This window comes from Kitasatospora sp. NBC_01287 (assembly GCF_026340565.1).
Classification (GTDB): domain Bacteria; phylum Actinomycetota; class Actinomycetes; order Streptomycetales; family Streptomycetaceae; genus Kitasatospora.
The window spans coordinates 5,270,819-5,284,098 of the sequence record NZ_JAPEPB010000001.1 but is presented as its reverse complement, the minus strand read 5'-3'; the positions used below and the strand labels follow the sequence as shown (position 1 = coordinate 5,284,098).

At 72.8% G+C, this 13,280-nt stretch carries 13 protein-coding genes; 4 read left to right on the top strand and 9 right to left on the bottom strand.

The window, feature by feature from the left end; all coding sequences use genetic code 11:
* Positions 1-33: 33 nt before the first annotated feature.
* Both OG455_RS22795 and OG455_RS22790 read right to left on the bottom strand, forming a co-directional pair.
* Complete coding sequence (locus tag OG455_RS22795; RefSeq protein WP_266296540.1) at positions 34-726, bottom strand: NAD(P)H-binding protein; 693 nt, start codon at positions 724-726, stop codon at positions 34-36.
* A gap of 136 nt (positions 727-862) precedes the next feature.
* Complete coding sequence (locus OG455_RS22790; RefSeq protein WP_266296538.1) at positions 863-2,197, bottom strand: NDP-sugar synthase; 1,335 nt, start codon at positions 2,195-2,197, stop codon at positions 863-865.
* A 521-nt stretch (positions 2,198-2,718) separates the two neighbouring features.
* Here OG455_RS22790 and OG455_RS22785 point away from each other — a divergent pair.
* Both OG455_RS22785 and OG455_RS22780 read left to right on the top strand, forming a co-directional pair.
* Positions 2,719-3,174, top strand: coding sequence for a hypothetical protein (locus tag OG455_RS22785; protein ID WP_266296536.1), 456 nt, complete (start codon positions 2,719-2,721; stop codon positions 3,172-3,174).
* Between the two features lie 59 nt (positions 3,175-3,233).
* On the top strand, positions 3,234-3,683 hold the full coding sequence (locus OG455_RS22780) for a hypothetical protein (protein WP_266296535.1): 450 nt from the start codon (positions 3,234-3,236) through the stop codon (positions 3,681-3,683).
* Positions 3,684-3,853: 170 nt separating this feature from the next.
* Here the strand turns inward: OG455_RS22780 and OG455_RS22775 are convergent, their stop codons facing one another.
* From OG455_RS22775 to OG455_RS22755, 5 genes are all read right to left on the bottom strand, one after another.
* Positions 3,854-4,342: a hypothetical protein gene (locus OG455_RS22775; RefSeq protein ID WP_266296533.1), complete on the bottom strand. Its 489-nt coding sequence runs from the start codon at positions 4,340-4,342 to the stop codon at positions 3,854-3,856.
* A gap of 76 nt (positions 4,343-4,418) precedes the next feature.
* Positions 4,419-6,263 carry a dihydroxy-acid dehydratase gene (gene ilvD / locus OG455_RS22770; RefSeq protein ID WP_266296531.1) on the bottom strand — a complete coding sequence of 615 codons (1,845 nt, stop codon included), beginning with the start codon at positions 6,261-6,263 and terminating at the stop codon, positions 4,419-4,421.
* A gap of 107 nt (positions 6,264-6,370) precedes the next feature.
* Positions 6,371-7,135: a class I SAM-dependent methyltransferase gene (locus OG455_RS22765; RefSeq protein WP_266296529.1), complete on the bottom strand. Its 765-nt coding sequence runs from the start codon at positions 7,133-7,135 to the stop codon at positions 6,371-6,373.
* 31 nt (positions 7,136-7,166) lie between these two features.
* Positions 7,167-7,970: a sugar phosphate isomerase/epimerase gene (locus OG455_RS22760; protein WP_266300913.1), complete on the bottom strand. Its 804-nt coding sequence runs from the start codon at positions 7,968-7,970 to the stop codon at positions 7,167-7,169.
* Between the two features lie 288 nt (positions 7,971-8,258).
* Positions 8,259-9,221, bottom strand: coding sequence for a Ppx/GppA phosphatase family protein (locus OG455_RS22755; protein ID WP_266296528.1), 963 nt, complete (start codon positions 9,219-9,221; stop codon positions 8,259-8,261).
* Positions 9,222-9,339: 118 nt separating this feature from the next.
* On the opposite strand from OG455_RS22755, the gene OG455_RS22750 reads away from it, so the two are divergent.
* Both OG455_RS22750 and OG455_RS22745 read left to right on the top strand, forming a co-directional pair.
* On the top strand, positions 9,340-10,095 hold the full coding sequence (locus OG455_RS22750) for an alpha/beta fold hydrolase (protein ID WP_266296526.1): 756 nt from the start codon (positions 9,340-9,342) through the stop codon (positions 10,093-10,095).
* A gap of 41 nt (positions 10,096-10,136) precedes the next feature.
* Entirely contained in the window at positions 10,137-10,967 is an 831-nt protein-coding gene (locus OG455_RS22745; RefSeq protein ID WP_266296524.1) for a hypothetical protein, read from the top strand.
* A 52-nt stretch (positions 10,968-11,019) separates the two neighbouring features.
* On the opposite strand, the gene OG455_RS22740 is transcribed toward OG455_RS22745, so the two are convergent.
* Both OG455_RS22740 and OG455_RS22735 read right to left on the bottom strand, forming a co-directional pair.
* Complete coding sequence (locus tag OG455_RS22740) at positions 11,020-12,183, bottom strand: NADH-quinone oxidoreductase subunit D (RefSeq protein ID WP_266300912.1); 1,164 nt, start codon at positions 12,181-12,183, stop codon at positions 11,020-11,022.
* Between the two features lie 5 nt (positions 12,184-12,188).
* Positions 12,189-13,202 (bottom strand): SAM-dependent methyltransferase, encoded by a 1,014-nt coding sequence (locus OG455_RS22735; protein WP_266296522.1) that lies wholly within the window; start codon positions 13,200-13,202, stop codon positions 12,189-12,191.
* Between the last annotated feature and the right edge of the window lie 78 nt (positions 13,203-13,280).

Sequence of the window (13,280 nt, the reverse complement as noted above, 5' to 3'; positions counted from 1 at the left end):
GGCCCGGCATCGCGCCCCGGGCCCGCCTGTTGCTCAGGCGACCGGTGTCCGGTCCCAGACGAGCGAGCCGAACGCCTCGCTCCAGGACTGGAACGGCACACCGGGTTCGTTGAAGATCTCGAAGGTCACGCCGCGGGCGGCCGGGGTGTACAGCGCCTGCACGCAGGCCTCGGCCACGTCGACCCTGGCCACCTGGCCGGCGCCGCGGTCGCCCTGCTCCAGGCGCACCCGGCGGCCCGCGCCGTGGTCGTCGATCAGCCAGCCGGGGCGCACCACGGTGTAGGGCAGGCCCGAGTCGCGCAGCGCGTCCTCACCCGCGTGCCGCCAGACCAGCAGGCGGCCGTAGGCGTTCAGCGGGTGGCCCTGGTGGGTCGCGTGCAGCTGGCTGATCAGCACCACGTGCGGCCGGTTGCCGCCCGCCGCGGCCGCCGCGATCGCGTGCCGCACCCCCTGGTACACCGTGGTCTCCGGCCGGTCGGGGCCGAGGTCGTCGGTGCCCGGCTCGACGCAGTAGACCAGCGCCGAGCAGCCGGCCAGCGGCGCCGCCAGGGTCCGCGGGTCCCGCACGTCGCCCTGGCTGAACACGGCCTCGGGCGCCGGCCCGCGGTGGGCGGGGGGAGCGCTGCGGCCGACCACGCGCACGTCCTCCTGGCGCTCCAGGAGTCGCTGCACGATGATCCGGCCGACGCGCCCCGCGCCGCCGACCACCACCACCGGGTTGTCCATGCTTCCTCCTCTGCTGGGCCGTGCTGAACGGTGCTGCTCGCGCTGAACGGTGCTGAACGGTGCTGATCCGTGCTGCTCGTGCTGCTCGTGCCGAACGGTGCTGATCCGTACTGCTCGCGCCGATCGGGCGTGTCCGTCAGACCCAGCGCAGGATGTCGTCCGAGCTGGTCAGGCTGGTGCCCGCGGGAAGGTTGGCGATGGCCGGCACTCTGAGTCGCGGATAGACGCTGACCCCGGACAACCGGCAGCCCGGCCAGAGCTGGGCGCCGTCGCCGATGGCCGAGAAACTCTCCAGTCGGACCGGGTTCTCCCGGTCCGACTGGATCTCCACCATCGGCCCCACATAGGTGTCGCTCACCTCGGCGTACGGCCCTATCACCGAGGCGTCACCGCAGGAGCTGCGGGCCAGCCGCGCCCCTTCGCGCAGTTCGACGCCGTCCCCGACGTCGGCGTACTCCAGGTGGACGTCGGTGCCGACCGCCACGTGCCGGCCGATCCGCACCCCGGGTCCGATCACCACGCTGCCCTCCTCGATCTTGTCGGCCAGCGTGGTCCCGGTGATGTCGTCCCGGGTGGCCAGCGAGCTCTCGTGGATCCAGTACCGGGGACTGGCGCTGTGCGGGGCGGCCATCAGCTCGTTCATCAGCGGGTAGTCCCCGGCCAGCACGTCCTTGAGGGTGATCAGGTAGTCCTCGACGTTGCCGAGGTCGCCGAGCCGCGCGATCGGGTGGGCGGCCACCGGCAGCCCGCGCCCGACCAGGTACGGCAGCAGGTCGCCGCCCCAGTCCAGCCGCTGCTGCGCCTGGCGCATCAGCTCCGGCTCCCGGGCGGCCTGGCGCAGCCGCGCGCAGTCGACCAGGTACATCCCGGCGTTGGTGGGCAGCTTGGCGTCGGCGTCGGTGCGCACCTCGGGGAAGAGCTCCCGGATCCGCGCCGCGTCCGGCTTCTCCACGAAGCCGGAGACCAGGCCGCGGGCGTCGCTCTGCATCGCGCCGTACTTGCCGGCCACCTCGGCCGGGGTGCGGGCCACCGCGGCCACCGTGACCACCGCCCCGGCGGCCCGGTGGGCGGCCGCCAGTTCGGCGAGCGAGAAGTCGAAGATCGAGTCGACCGGCAGGACCAGGGCCTGCTCGGTGAGGTCCCACTCCTCCAGGTTGTGCAGGGTGGCGGCACCGGAGCCGACGTTGTACCGGTCGAAGCTGGGGCGGGAGTAGCGCACCTCGACGCCGTAGCGCTCGCCGTGGCCGATCAGCAGCATGATCTGGCTGCGGTTCTCCAGCCCCTGGGCGACCACGTAGAACCGGCGGATGCCCTGCTCACGGCAGGCGTCGATGACCCACTCGATGAGTCGGCGGCCGACGAAGGGGATCAGGGCCTTGCTGCGGATGTAGTCCGCGGACTCCAGGGTGATCGGTTTGGCCCGTTCGCCTCGCCCGCCGGCCAGGATGATCCCCACGGTCCCGGTCCCCATGTCTCCGCCACCCATCTCGCATCCCCACGTTGGCGACCTTGTCCACTAAGACTCAACAACATGAGTCACAGTGTGTCAACGGAGGAGTCAAGTCGGTGGTCGAATGCCCCCTTTATCGTCAGGTCGCGCACGCCTTGATCGGGCAATTTGTCAGTGCCATGACAAGAGAATTCGGACCTTCTTTCCTGAAACGCCCCTGCCGTGGACCCGCCAAGCCGGGACGTCTGGGGGTCAATGCTGCGAGGGGGTGCGTTTGGGGCGATTCGGGCGCGTGGAATTAACGATCTGACTGACCGTCACATCAGGGCGCCCCAATCGGGGGAATCCCGTGACCAACGGTAGCCAGGATTAAAAACAACCTTGATCGGTCGGTGGAACGCCTAAAAGAAGAGATATCTTCGAGGGGTGGAGTCCTCGTTTGCGCGCGGCTTCGAGCGTGGTGGACCGGCGTCCATAGATGGACCGGTGGCATTGGCCGCGGCCATGCCTGAGGGGGGTTTGGCAGGATCATGGTTGAGCCGATGCGCGCGGCATTCTTCGATCTCGGGACCAATCAGCGCACCCCGCACTGCCTGCGGGCACTGCGGGAGGCCGCGGCCAGGCACCGTTCGGCCGGTGACCTGGTGGTCCTTGTCCTCTCCCGCCCCTGGCCGCCCGCCGAGGCGGCCGCCCTCGGTGTCCAGGCCGACCTGGTGCTCCACCCGGAACCGCCGGCCCCCACCCACCGGCCGGCCCCGAACGGCGCCGAGCCGCCGGTCACCGTGATCGAGGCGATCACCCTGCTCGGCCTCGACCCGGCCCGCTGCTTCGGCTACGTCGACCACTGCGAGGGCCTGCGCACCCTGCGGGTGGTCGGCAACCCCCGGGTGATCGGCGTCGACCCGGAGCTGGCCGAGCACGCCAGCTCGCACGGCTGGCCGGTGCTGGAGGACGCCCAGCAGCCGGCCGGGCAGAGCCGGTCCCAGGGCTCCCAGTAGGGGAAAAGTCAGGGCTGCCGGCTCTGGCCCCGCGGCGCTGCGAGGAGCACCGTGGAGGCATGGAACACGGAGATCTGTCGCGACGCGAGAACCGTCAGCTGGCCGTCGCCTCCGCCACCCTCGGACCGTGGCGCTCCGCCGCGGCGGTGGGCGCGGTGGTCGGCGGTGCCGCTCTGGCCGTGGATGTGGTCACCGGCCACTGGTCCACCGGCATCCTGGCCGGCCCGGTCGGGCTGGCCCTGTTCTTCTTCTTCCTGGTCGGCGGTGTCGGCGGCCGGCTCCGCCGGGACACCGGGGACCGCCGGCTGCGGCGCTGGGCCGACGCCAACCCCTGGCAGTCCGCGCTGCCGCTCAGCGGCGCCCTGCTGGTGCTGAACACGCTGGCGCTCAGCCTGCTCGGCAGCTGGGGCATCTTCGGCGCCTTCTTCACCTCGCTGCTCCCCGCGGGCATCCTGCTCCTGGTGCTCGGCGTGGTCGGCTCGGTCAAGGGGGCCCGCCGATCGGGCTGACCGGGCAACCGGGCAACCGGGCAACCGGGCAACCGGGCAATACCAAAACGGAACGCGCACCGGACGGCCTTCGGTTGGCCGCCCGGTGCGCCAACTGCCGTGGCCGATCCGCACACTGACCACGCGCCGATCACCGATGCCCCGTCACAGCGGCCCGACGACCGAGCCCGCTACTTCTTCCTCCGCTTCGCCGGCCGCCCCGCGCGCGAGGCTCCGCGCTTCTCGTGCCGGGCGGCCGCGCGCTCCCAGGCCGCCCGCTGGACCGCCTCGCCCGGGGCCTCCACCAGGCTGCGGACGAAGTAGGCCGCGGCCGAGCCCACGCAGCCGATCAGCCAGACGGCGCCGAGCGACTTGTCCTCGGCCATCCAGCCCTCCAGCGCGTCCCGGCCCTCGGCGAGGAGCTTCCAGGTGCGCAGCGCGGCCAGGCAGGAGCAGATCGCGATGGCGGCCACCAGCAGCCAGTTGACCAGGCCGCCGGCCTTGGACAGCTGCACCCCGCTGACGGCGAACCGCAGCACCAGCGCGCCGGCCGCCGTGGTGGCCAGCGCGCCGAGCGAGACGGCGACGCGGCGCAGCCGGTAGGCCGCGCCGCGGTCCACCCAGGTGGTGCCGAAGAAGCGGATGGGCTCAGGGGCGGGCGTGCTGCGGTCCTCGGTCACCACTCCAGTATCCCTGAGCCCCAGGTCGCGGCCTCGGAGCCCGGGTCCGATCCGACGCGGGACGAGACCCGGGCGCTCAGCCCAGCTTGCTGACGTCGCGCACCGCGCCCTTGTCGGCCGAGGTGGCCATCGCCGCGTAGGCCTTGAGCGCCGCGCTCACCGGGCGGTCCCGGTGCAGCGGCTGGTAGCCGCCCGTCTCCTCCAGGCGCAGCCGGCGCTCGTGCAGCTCCTCGAAGGAGACCTCCAGCTGGACCGAGCGGCCCGGGATGTCGATCGAGATGATGTCGCCGTCCTCGACCAGCGCGATCGTGCCGCCGGAGGCCGCCTCCGGGGAGGCGTGGCCGATCGACAGCCCGGAGGTGCCGCCGGAGAACCGGCCGTCGGTGATCAGCGCGCAGGCCTTGCCCAGGCCCCGGCCCTTGAGGAAGGAGGTCGGGTAGAGCATCTCCTGCATGCCGGGGCCGCCCTTGGGGCCCTCGTAGCGGATCACCACCACGTCGCCCTCCTTGACCCGCTTGGTCAGGATCGCGTCCACCGCGTCCTCCTGGGACTCCAGCACCACGGCGGGCCCGGAGAAGGTCCAGATCGACTCGTCGACACCGGCGGTCTTCACGATGCAGCCGTCCTCGGCCAGGTTGCCGTAGAGCACGGCGAGGCCGCCCTCCACCGAGTAGGCGTGCTCGACGCTGCGGATGCAGCCGCCGGCCCCGTCGGTGTCCAGCGAGTCCCAGCGCTCGGACTGGGAGAAGGCGCTGGAGGAGCGGACGCAGCCGGGGGCGGCGTGGAAGAGCTCGACGGCGGTCGGCGAGGGGGAGCCGCCGCGCACGTCCCAGGTCTTGAGCCACTCGGCGAGCGAGTCGCTGTGCACGGTGTGCACGTCCTCGTTGAGCAGCCCGCCGCGGTAGAGCTCGCCGAGGATCGCGGGGATGCCGCCGGCCCGGTGCACGTCCTCCATGTAGTACGAGCCGTTCGGCGCGACCTTGGAGAGGCAGGGCACCTTGCGGGAGATCTGGTCGATGTCCCGCATGTCGAAGTCAAGCTCGGCCTCCTGGGCGGCGGCCAGCAGGTGCAGGATCGTGTTGGTCGAACCGCCCATCGCGATGTCCAGGGCCATCGCGTTCTCGAACGCGGCCCGGGTGGCGATGGAGCGCGGCAGGACGGAGTAGTCGTCGCCGTCGTAGTGGCGCTTGGTGATCTCGACGACGGTGCGGCCGGCGTCCTCGTACAGCGCCCGGCGGGCGGTGTGGGTGGCCAGCGTGGAGCCGTTGCCCGGCAGCGAGAGGCCGATCGCCTCGGTCAGGCAGTTCATCGAGTTGGCGGTGAACATGCCCGAACAGGAGCCGCAGGTCGGGCAGGCGTTCTCCTCGATGATGGCGATGTCCGCGTCCGAGACGTTCTCGTTGACGGCGTCGGAGATCGCGTTCACCAGGTCGAGCTTGCGCACCGTGCCGTCGACCAGCACCGCCTGGCCGGCCTCCATCGGACCGCCGGAGACGAAGACGGTGGGGATGTTGAGGCGCAGCGCGGCCATCAGCATGCCCGGGGTGATCTTGTCGCAGTTGGAGATGCAGATCAGCGCGTCCGCGCAGTGCGCGCTGACCATGTACTCCACGCTGTCGGCGATCAGGTCGCGCGAGGGCAGCGAGTAGAGCATCCCGTGGTGACCCATCGCGATGCCGTCGTCCACCGCGATGGTGTTGAACTCGCGCGGGATGCCGCCGGCCGCCGCGATCGCCTCGGAGACGATCCGGCCCACCGGCTGCAGGTGGGTGTGGCCGGGGACGAACTCGGTGAAGGAGTTGGCCACCGCGATGATCGGCTTGCCGAAGTCCTCGCGGGCTACACCGGCCGCCCGGAGGAGGGCGCGCGCGCCTGCCATGTTGCGACCGTGGGTGACCGTACGGGACTTCAGCTCGGGCACGGGATTTCTCCATTCCCTTCGGGTAGGTAACTGCCGAGCCTACGCCCGCCGCCCACCACCCGGACGCACCGTCCGCATCGCGGTCACCCGTGCCCGGCCGCCACCGGTCACCCGCGCTTGACCGCCACCGTGGCCTCGACCCGGTACTCCTCGGTGACCCGGCCGTCCGGGAAGACCTCCAGCAGCGCGGCCCGCTCGGCCGCGAGCACCGGCTCCTTCACCGCCTCGTCCAGCACCGCGAAGTAGGACTTGGAGCGCAGGTCGGTGATCACGTCCTCGACGGTGATCCGGCGCTCCCAGCGCAGTTGGCGGGTGGCCACCTCGAAGGGATGGGCGTCCAGCGCCCCGGTGATCACGTTCATGTCGCCGTAGTAGTGGAAGTTCGGCAGCGCCGCGGCCAGCCGGGCCTCCTGCTCACCCAGCCACGGCACCGAGCGGTCCTTGAGGTTCCAGACCAGCGCCAGCGCCCCGCCCGGGCGCAGCACCCGCAGCGCCTCGGGCACCGAGCGCAGCGGGTCGGTCCAGTGGAAGGCCTGGAAGTAGGTGATCAGGTCGGCGGTGGCGTCGTGGAACGGCAGGTCGTCGCCGCCGCCGCGGACCAGCGGGATCCCCGGGCTGACCCGGTGCAGTTGGGCCGCCATCCCGGGGCTCGGCTCGACCGCGACCACCTGGGCGCCGCGCGCGTGCAGCAGCCGGGTGGCGATCCCGGTGCCGGCCCCGACGTCCAGCACGTCCGAGCCCTTGAGCGGACGGCCCGTCAGCTCCTCGATCGCGTCGAAGAGGCCGGCCGGGTACGAGGGCCTGGCCCGGTCGTACTCGGCGGCCACGGCGCCGAAGCTCGAAGCGTGCTCGTCGTGCTGAGTCCGGGTCATGGCCTGCCGCCTCCGAGGGTCGTTCGTACCGTCAGAGTACGCGCGAGCCGGTGGCCAGATGCAGCCGGGTGAAGGCCAGCGCCTCGGCCAGGTCCGCCTCCCGCTCGGCGGGTGAACCCGAGCGGCGGGTGTTGACCTCCAGCACCACGTGGCCGTCGAAGCCGGTGCGGGCCAGCCGCTCCAGCAGCTCGGCGCAGGGCTGCTTGCCGCGGCCGGGGATCAGGTGCTCGTCCTTGCCGGAGCCGGTGCCGTCGGCCAGGTGCACGTGCGCCAGCCGCTCGCCCATCCGGTCCACCATGGCGAAGGCGTCGATCCGCGAGGTGGCCACGTGCGAGAGGTCCACGGTGAAGTGGCGGTAGGCCTCCTCGGTGACGTCCCAGCCGGGGGCGTAGGCGAGCACCTCGCGGTCCTTGTAGCGCCACGGGTACATGTTCTCCACCGCGAAGCGCACCGCGGTCTCGCCCGCCATCCGCTCGATGCCCAGGACGAACTCGCGGGCGTACTGGCGCTGCCAGCGGAACGGCGGGTGCACCACCACGGTGTCCGCGCCCAGCGTCTCGGCGGCCGCCCTGGCCCGCTTGAGCTTGGTCCACGGGTCGGTGGTCCAGACCCGCTGGGTGATCAGCAGGCAGGGCGCGTGCACCGCCAGGATCGGCATCCGGTACTGCTCGGAGAGCGCGCGCAGCGCGTCCAGGTCCTGGCTGACCGGGTCGTTCCAGACCATCACCTCCACCCCGTCGTAGCCCAGCCTGGCGGCCAGCTCGAAGGCGATCGCGGTGTTGTCGGGGTAGACCGAGGCGGTGGAGAGGGCGATCTTGGTGTCCGGGACGTGCAGCGCCGGGTGCGCGGGCAGCACCAGCCGGTCGGTGGTGCGCAGCAGCGGGTCACGGCGGCGCTGCGGCGCCTCGCGGCGCGGCGCCCTGGGCAGCCGGGGCCGCGGCGCGGCGCCGGCCCGGGCCGCCCGCCGCCGGGGGCGGGCCTGGGCCCGCTCGTCCGGCAGCCGTTGGTCAGGCCGCTCGTCCGACCCCTCTGGCCGCTGTTCGGGCCGCCGTTCCTGAGGGCGCTCGTCCTCCACCTCGGGCTCGTCCTCCACGGGAGACAGGGTAGACCGGGCGGCCCGGTCTCAGGCGGACGGCGCCGGAAGCGGTGTCCCGCCGTGCTGGCCCATGCTGTCCAGGCGGCGCAGGATGATGCCCTCGCGCAGCGCCCACGGACAGATGTCGAGTTCTTCCAGACCGAACAGGTCCATCGCCGCGTCGGCCACCAGCGCCCCGGCCAGCAGCTGGCGGGCCCGGCCCTCGGAGACCCCGGGGATCTTGGCCCGCTCGGCCGGCGTCATCGCGGCGAGCCTGGGCAGCCAGGCGGCCAACCCGCTGCGGCTGAGCTTGCGCGGCACCCGCGGACCGGCCTCGGCGGGCGCGGCGCCGGTCATCCTGGCCAGCTGCTTGAAGGTCTTGGAGGTGGCCACCGCGTGGTCCGGCGCCCCGAGCCTGGACACCTCGCCGACCACGTCGGCGATCTCCGCCCTGATGTGCCGGCGCAGCTCGCGCACCGCGTCCGGGTCGACCACCTCGCCGGGCAGCCAGCCCGCGGTCAGCCGGCCGGCGCCCAGCGGCAGCGAGACGGCGGTGTCGGGCTGCTCGTCGATGCCGCAGGCGATCTCCAGCGAGCCGCCGCCGATGTCCAGGTCGAGCAGCCGCCCGGAGGACCAGCCGAACCAGCGCCGCACCGCGAGGAAGGTGAGCCGGGCCTCGTCCTGCCCGGAGAGCACGTTCAGCTCCACCCCGGTCTCCTCGCGGACCCGGCGCAGCACCGCCTCGCCGTTGGCCGCCTCGCGCACCGCCGAGGTGGCGAACGGCAGCAGGTCGACCACGCCCTTGTCCTCCGCGACCCGCAGCGAGGAGGCGATGTGGTCGATCAGCCGCTGGATCCCCTCGACCCCTATCTCCCCGTGCCCGTCGAGCAGCTCGGCCAGCCGCAGCTCCGCCTTGTGCGAGTACGCGGGCAGCGGCGCGGCGCCGGGGTGGGCGTCCACCACGAGGAAGTGGACGGTGTTGGAACCTACGTCGAGCACACCGAGTCGCATAATTCACCACGCTACGCCACCGGACCTGCCCGGATCGCGCCTGTTCGATTGCCGACCGGCCCCGGTTCGGGCCAGCCTGTCAGCTGACGTCCCCTCGATCACTTGGGAGCCAAGCATCATGACGGTCAGTCACCGCCTCCTGGGCGCCGGCGAGCACAAGGTCATCGTCCTGCACGACTGGTTCGGCACCACGGCGGGCTGGGGCCCGTTCCTCGACTACCTGGACCGCTCGGCCTTCGGCTACGCGTTCCTGGACTACCGCGGGTACGGCGACCGGGTCGACGTGCCCGGGGACTACACCCTGGCCGAGATCGCCGCCGACGCGCTGGCGCTGGCCGACGAGCTGGGCTGGCAGCGGTTCTCGCTGGTCGGCCACTCGATGGGCGGCAAGGCGGCGCAGCGGGTGCTCGTCGAGGCGCCGGAGCGGGTGCGCAAGCTGGTCGGGATCGCCCCGGTGCCGGCCGGGGCCTTCCCGCTGGACGAGGACTCGCGGCCGCTGTTCGAGGCCGCCCCGCAGAACTTCACCGCCCGCCGGATGATCCTCGACCAGGTCACCGGGCAGCGGGCGAACCCCGTCTGGCTGGACCGGATGGTGGCCCGCTCCAGCGCGACCAGCCGGGTGGACGCCTTCGCCGCCTACCTGGCCGAGTGGACCGCCCAGGACTTCGCGGCGAAGGCGGCCGGCCTCCAGCTGCCGGTCAAGGTCTTCGTCGGCGAGCACGACCTGGCGATCACCCCGGAGGTCTTCCGCACCGGCTGGCAGCCGCTCTACCCGGCCGCCGAGCTGGAGGTGCTGCCCGCCACCGGCCACTACCCGATGTACGAGACCCCGGTGGCCTTCGCGACCGCCCTGGAGGCGTTCCTGCGGGCCTGACCCGGGCCCGGGCGGATGTCGGTGGCGGCTACCCTTGCCAGGTGGCCGCCATCGACATCCCCGCCCCGACCAGCAAGAAGCCCCTGCCCGAGATCGGGCCGGACTTCCCCCGCGCCTGGGTCGAGTTCACCGACCCCGCCGACACCGAGCAGGTCTTCCGCTGCGACCTGACCTGGCTGACCTCGCGCTGGGGCTGCATCTTCGGCCAGGGCTGCCACGGCATCCGCCCGGGGCGCGGCGAGTCCGACGGCTGCTGCACGCTGGGCGCCCACTACTCGGACGAGGACGACGAGCAGCGCGTGGTCGGGCACGCCCGGCGGCTCACCCCCGAGACCTGGCAGTACTTCGAGCAGGGCACCGACAAGAAGGGCCGGCTCAAGCTCGACGGCGGCATCACCATGCTGGACGAGGACGGCGACCGGCAGACCCGCCGGGTGGACGGCGCCTGCATCTTCCTCAACCGCCCGGGCTTCGCCGGCGGCCAGGGCTGCGCGCTGCACACGCTGGCCCTCAAGGAGGGCAAGGAGCCGCTGGAGACCAAGCCGGACGTCTGCTGGCAGCTGCCGATCCGCCGCACCTACGACTGGATCGACCGCCCGGACGACACCCGCTACCTGCAGGTCTCGATCGGCGAGTACGACCGGCGCGGCTGGGGCCCGGGCGGCCACGACCTGCACTGGTGGTGCACCAGCAGCCCCGAGGCGCACCAGGCCGTCGACCCGGTCTACGTCAGCTACCGGCCCGAGCTGACCGAGCTGATGGGCGCCGAGGCCTACGCGGTGCTGGCCGGGCTCTGCGAGCAGCGGATCAAGTCCCGGGCGGACCGGAAGCTGGCGCCCCACCCCGCCGACCCGAAGCGGGCCAAGAAGTAGCCGGCGACCGCCGGCCGGCCACCCCGGCCGCTCCTCGTCCGCTACTTGTCCGCTACTTGTCGATGTCCCCGACCACGAAGAACATCGACCCCAGGATCGCGACCATGTCGGCCACCAGGGTGCCGGGCAGCAGCTCGGTGAGCGCCTGGATGTTGTTGAAGGACGCCGAGCGGAGCTTGAGCCGCCACGGCGTCTTGTCACCGCGCGAGACCAGGTAGTAGCCGTTGACCCCGAGCGGGTTCTCGGTCCAGGCGTAGGTCTCGCCCTCGGGGGCCTTGAGCACCTTGGGCAGCCGCAGGTTGACCGGCCCGGCGGACAGCCCGGCCAGCCGGTCCAGGCAGGCGTCGGCCAGGTCGAGCGAATTGGCGCTCTGCTCCAGCAGGCACTCGAACCTGGCCAGGCAGTCGCCCTCCTCCCGCAGGGCCACGGTGAGCACGTCCTGCAGCTCGCCGTAGGCGAGGTAGGGCTCGTCGCGGCGCAGGTCGAAGTCGACGCCGCTGGCCCGGGCGATCGGCCCGGTGATGCCGTAGGCCCGCACGTGCTCGGGCGCGAGCACCCCGACGCCCGCCGTCCTGGCCCGGAAGATCTCGTTGCCGAGCACCAGGTCCTGGTAGACCGGAAGCTGGGCGCGGACCGCGGCGACGGCCTGGCGGACCCGGCCGAGCCAGCCGGCCGGCAGGTCCTCCTTGAGGCCGCCGACCCGGTTGAACATGTAGTGCATCCGGCCGCCGCTGGCCTCCTCCAGCACGTGCTGGAGCTCCTCGCGGCTGTGGAAGGCGTAGAAGACGGGCGTGATCCCGCCCAGCTCCAGCGGGTAGGAGCCGATGAACATCAGGTGGTTGAGCACCCGGTTGAGCTCGGCGAGCAGGGTGCGGATCCACACCGCGCGCTCGGGGACCTCCATGCCGAGCATCCGCTCGACGGCGAGCACCACGCCCAGTTCGTTGGCGAAGGCGGAGAGCCAGTCGTGCCGGTTGGCCAGCATGATGATCTGCCGGTAGTCCCGGGCCTCGAAGAGCTTCTCGGCGCCCCGGTGCATGTACCCGATGATCGGCTCGGCCGAGACGATCCGCTCGCCCTCCAGCACCAGCTTGAGCCGGAGCACGCCGTGGGTGGCCGGATGCTGCGGGCCGATGTTCAGCACCATGTCGGTCGCGGTGCCCACCTCATCGAGCGGGGCGGCACCGGCCCCGATGCCGACCGTGGTCTCCCTCAAGCTGCTCATGCCTCCAGAGTCTGCCATCCCGACAGCCCAGCGAGGCTGGGCGGTACCGGCATCCGGACGGCCTGCGCCAGCCAGCCGAAGCCGCCCAGGCCGGCGCTCGCGGTCAGCTCGGCCGCCTCCCCGGCGGCGGCCAGCGCCCGGACGTAGCCCACCGGGTCGCTCGACGCCAGCGCGAGCGGCGGCCTGGAACCGTCCACGCCGAGCGCCCGCAGCGCGGCGCGCTGGGTCGTCCACAGGGTGTGGACAGCCGGGGCCGCCGCGGAGTCCAGCGCCACGTGGGCCGTCAGGTCGCAGCTGCCGTCCGGCACCGGCGCCACCTCGCGCCCTTCGCGGAAGCCGGTCAGCGTGCCGAACGGCGGCCGGGCACCGGCCAGGTGCGCGTAGTCCACCGCCACCGCGAGACCCCGCTCCAGCGCACCCACCGCCGCCGCCCACGCCGCGTCCCTGGGCCCGCCGAGCTCCACCCGCGTACCCGGCCCGCCCGCCGGCCACCACCGCTGTGCCCAGGCCGCGTCCGCCGCCGACAGCGGCTCGCCCAGCCGCTCCCGCCCCGACCGCGAGACCTCGACGTAGCGCGGCACCCCGTCCTCGCCGTACTCGGCGATGTCCAGCGGCACGTTGTCCAGCCACTCGTTGGCGAAGAGCAGCCCGACCGCCCCCTGGGGGACCCGCTCGGTCCACCGCACCGCGGCGGGCAGGCCGGGCGGGCGCCCGGCCAGCTCCACGCCGTAGGCGCGCAGCCGTCCGCGAAGGGGCTCGGCCATCAGGTCGCAGAGCGCGCCGACCAGCTCGCCGCGCCCGGCCCCGACGTCGATCAGGGCGATCTCCTGGGGGTGGCCGAGCGCCGCGTCCACCTCCAGCAGCAGCCGGCCGACCGCCCACGCGTACTGGGGCGAGGCGTGCACGGAGGTCCTGAAGTGCCCGGCCGGGCCCTCCGGCCCGCGGTAGAAACCGCCGTCGGCCCCGTACAGGGCCCCTTCCATGGCGGGGCGCCAGCGCATCCAGGTCATGCCCGCGACCGTACCGGGCTCCGACCTGCGGACGAGGGCGGGATCGCTCCTACGGCGGACGGGAGTGCCCCCGCGGAC

Excerpts from the sequence above, each read along its gene's own strand:
- OG455_RS22795 (WP_266296540.1), bottom strand. The coding sequence starts at position 726 with ATGGACAACCCGGTGGTGGTGGTCGGCGGCGCGGGGCGCGTCGGCCGG.
- OG455_RS22790 (WP_266296538.1), bottom strand. The coding sequence starts at position 2,197 with ATGGGGACCGGGACCGTGGGGATCATCCTGGCCGGCGGGCGAGGCGAA.
- OG455_RS22785 (WP_266296536.1), top strand. The coding sequence starts at position 2,719 with ATGCGCGCGGCATTCTTCGATCTCGGGACCAATCAGCGCACCCCGCAC.
- OG455_RS22780 (WP_266296535.1), top strand. The coding sequence starts at position 3,234 with ATGGAACACGGAGATCTGTCGCGACGCGAGAACCGTCAGCTGGCCGTC.
- OG455_RS22765 (WP_266296529.1), bottom strand. The coding sequence starts at position 7,135 with ATGACCCGGACTCAGCACGACGAGCACGCTTCGAGCTTCGGCGCCGTG.
- OG455_RS22755 (WP_266296528.1), bottom strand. The coding sequence starts at position 9,221 with ATGCGACTCGGTGTGCTCGACGTAGGTTCCAACACCGTCCACTTCCTC.
- OG455_RS22750 (WP_266296526.1), top strand. The coding sequence starts at position 9,340 with ATGACGGTCAGTCACCGCCTCCTGGGCGCCGGCGAGCACAAGGTCATC.
- OG455_RS22735 (WP_266296522.1), bottom strand. The coding sequence starts at position 13,202 with ATGACCTGGATGCGCTGGCGCCCCGCCATGGAAGGGGCCCTGTACGGG.